The organism is Mycobacterium sp. TH-M25 (assembly GCF_057473665.1).
Genome location: NZ_JBYCLA010000376.1, coordinates 1 through 2,953 on the forward strand (window position 1 = coordinate 1; position 2,953 = coordinate 2,953).

The 2,953-nt window shown below is 64.2% G+C and carries 4 protein-coding genes; all 4 read left to right on the forward strand.

What is annotated here, in order from left to right:
• A partial coding sequence (locus AC2VOU_RS12615) for a type IV toxin-antitoxin system AbiEi family antitoxin domain-containing protein (protein ID WP_486957684.1) occupies positions 1 to 437 on the forward strand: 437 nt, incomplete at its 5' end.
• Positions 434 to 1,285 (forward strand): nucleotidyl transferase AbiEii/AbiGii toxin family protein, encoded by an 852-nt coding sequence (locus AC2VOU_RS12620; protein ID WP_486957685.1) that lies wholly within the window; start codon positions 434 to 436, stop codon positions 1,283 to 1,285. The genes AC2VOU_RS12615 and AC2VOU_RS12620, both read left to right, overlap by 4 nt.
• A 62-nt stretch (positions 1,286 to 1,347) precedes the next feature.
• A complete protein-coding gene (locus tag AC2VOU_RS12625; protein ID WP_486957686.1) occupies positions 1,348 to 1,515 on the forward strand; it encodes a hypothetical protein in 168 nt (55 codons plus the stop codon).
• A gap of 20 nt (positions 1,516 to 1,535) precedes the next feature.
• The coding region (locus AC2VOU_RS12630; RefSeq protein ID WP_486957687.1) for an AAA family ATPase at positions 1,536 to 2,953 on the forward strand (1,418 nt) is incomplete at its 3' end.

Sequence of the window (2,953 nt, forward strand, 5' to 3'; positions counted from 1 at the left end):
CCTCGGCTGCCGATTGGGATCTGCTCGAGGCCGCGACCCGCCGCGCGGATGCCACGATCTGCCTGATCTCCGCGCTCGCCCATTACGACCTGACCGACGCGATCCCGACCGCGCTGGATGTCGCGATCCCCCGAGGGTCGAGGACACCCACGAGCACGGGTGCGATCGCATGGCATCAGTTCGACCGGGCCACATTCGAGATCGGACGCGACGAAATCGCGATCCCCGGATCGGAACAGACGATCGGGATCTACTCACCTGAACGGTCAATAGCCGACGCGTTCCGACTCCGCAGCGAGGTCGGATACGAACTGGCGCGCGACGCGCTGCGCGAATGGCTGCGCCGAGGTGGCACACCATCCCGGCTGATCGAGGTCGCGTCCCGCCTCCCGCGGGCGAAGTCACCGATCCTGCACGCATTGGACATGCTGGGGTGAGCCCCGGCGACGCGGTGTTCCGCCAGATTCAGTCTGTCGCCCGCGCCTCAGCCGCCAACAGCGGGACCGGCGCACCGACACAGGAGTACCTGATCCGGCACACCCTCGAATCGTTCCTGGACCGGTTCACGCGTACCTCACATGCCGGCGACTTCGTCCTCAAGGGCGGAGTTCTCCTCGCCGCCTATGGGGCGCGGCGCCCGACAAGGGACGCCGACTCCAACGCTGTCCGCGCTGACGTCACCGCCGCGTATCTCACCCGCGTGGTCCGCGACATCGCGGCGATAGACGTTGACGACGGGGTCGTGTTCGACCTCGACACGATCAACGTGCAAGAGATCCGTGAACAAGCCAACTACCCGGGTCTTCGAGTACGAGTCTCCGTATCGATCGGACCCTGGAAGGGTGCCGCAGCCTGGGATGTATCTACCGGAGACCCGGTCGTGCCACCGCCCCGGGAAGTAACGATCGATCGGATCCTTGGCGACCCAATCGCGCTCCTTGGTTACGCGCCCGAGACGAGCATCGCCGAAAAGGGCGTCACCATCCTCGAGCGCGGCATCGCTAGCACACGCTGGCGTGACTACGTCGACATTGTCCAGCTGGCCCGCAACGGCATCGACCCCGATGAATTGCTCCGCTCCGCACGAGCCGTCGCACAACACCGCGGCGTCACCCTCGAACCAGTAGCGCCGCACCTGGCCGGCTATGGGGCTGTCGGGCAAGCGAAATGGGCCGCATGGCGCCGCAAGGAACAGCTCGAAGCCGTCTGCGAGGAGAGCCTTGACGACCAGATCACTCTGATTGCCTCATGCCTCGATCCCGTCTTTGCGCACGGCCTCGAATAGATCGCAGAAGCAGAAGGCAAGCATTCAGGGATGGATAGGAAGCCAGGTAGGCTGCCCCCGGAATGAGCGACCTATTACCGAATCTCGACGCCTTGCTGGCACAGCTTGTCGGTGACAGCCCTGGTAAGCGCGACGCCCGCGTACTCGCCGAGGCCGTCGCTCAACTGACGACGGAAGATGCCATTGACCTAGCACTCGATGCGGTCATCGACAGTTGGCGGCAGTCGTGACCGCCGTCCATCCCCCTCGCTTGATTTCGCTGGAGGTACGTGGCTTCCGAGCCTTCGGCGCCGAAGCACGCGTTCTGCAGCTCGATGCTCCGCTGGTGGTAGTACATGCCGGCAACAGCCAGGGCAAGACTAGTCTGGCTGAGGCCATCGAATTTCTGATAAGTGGCCGCAGCAGCCGCCGCGAGTTGCTCGGTGGCGCAAAAGCTGAATACAACGACAGTCTGCGGAATGCCCACCTACCTGCTGGCGACGACGAGGTCTACGTTCAAGCGGTAGTGCGCGACATCCAGGGTGCCACCCACGTTGTCCGACGCGAATTGCTGTGTGACTTCGGACAGGGCACAGAATGCGAGAGCCGCCTTCTCTTAGACGGCGTGGAAGTCGGCGACCTGGAGCAGGTGGGCCTGCCGTTGGCTGACGGGCCGGTGCCGGCGCCCGTTCTGCTGCAACACATCTTGCGCCATGTGCTGTCCACCGAGCCGAAACAGCGCGTCGGATACTTCAAAGCCCTGCTGTCGCTAACGGACCTCGACCAATTCCGCGAACGCGTGAGAGCGGCCAGGGCACGCTTGGAGTCCGAACAACCCGGGCCCGCGCTTCTCAAGATTGACGCACTGGGCGGTACACCAGCCGCCGCGGCTGCAACTTCGATCACCGCGTTAGTGAAGAAGCCGCTTACTTCCGAGACTGCGAGTACGGCTCTTACACATGCGCTGCTCGAGGCGGGCGCCGCAGTCTTGGCCGACCCCGCGAGCGGTTCAAATCCCACCTTCGACACACTTGAAGGTCTCGAGGCTGCAATCGTCGCAGCATTGGAAGCCCAGCGCGAGAAGGCTTTTCCGCTGTCAGCGTTTAGCTCGACCCCGCTCACGATTGAGGCACTTACCGGTCCCGATCTCAGTGCGTACGCCAGGGCTTTGACCGAAGCTGATCCGCGCACCGCGCGCCTCACGCCGATGTTCGACGCCTTACTCACCGTCAACGAATACGCCGGGCTCGATCACCCGATTGAATGCCCGGTATGCGGCACCGATGATGCTCTGACTCCTACACGGATCGCGTTGCTTCGCGAGCATCTACGCCGGACGGAAGCCCTCGGTGATGCCGCCAGAGCTGCCGGCACCGCTTTGGCCGCTGCCCGACAAGAGCTCGACCAACTCGCCGCCGCTGTTTCCCGCACGTTGCCAGCGGTCGCGAACTGGTCGGCCGAGCAGCTCGCAGAGGCCGCCACGGCCCTGAGTCAACTGGGTTCCGAGACCACCCTAATTACCGCCGCACGCGCCGACGCCGACCGCATCGTCACAGCCGCCGACTCCATGAAAGCCGCGATCGCGGCCGCGCGCCGCAGAGTCGAGGAAGCCATAGACAGCGTCTCCGCACGACAAGCGTTATCCGACGACCTCACTGCCTCATACCGGATTATCAGCACCGCCGGTGA

Coding starts and splice junctions, on each gene's coding strand:
- AC2VOU_RS12625 (WP_486957686.1), top strand. CDS start 1,348: ATGAGCGACCTATTACCGAATCTCGACGCCTTGCTGGCACAGCTTGTC.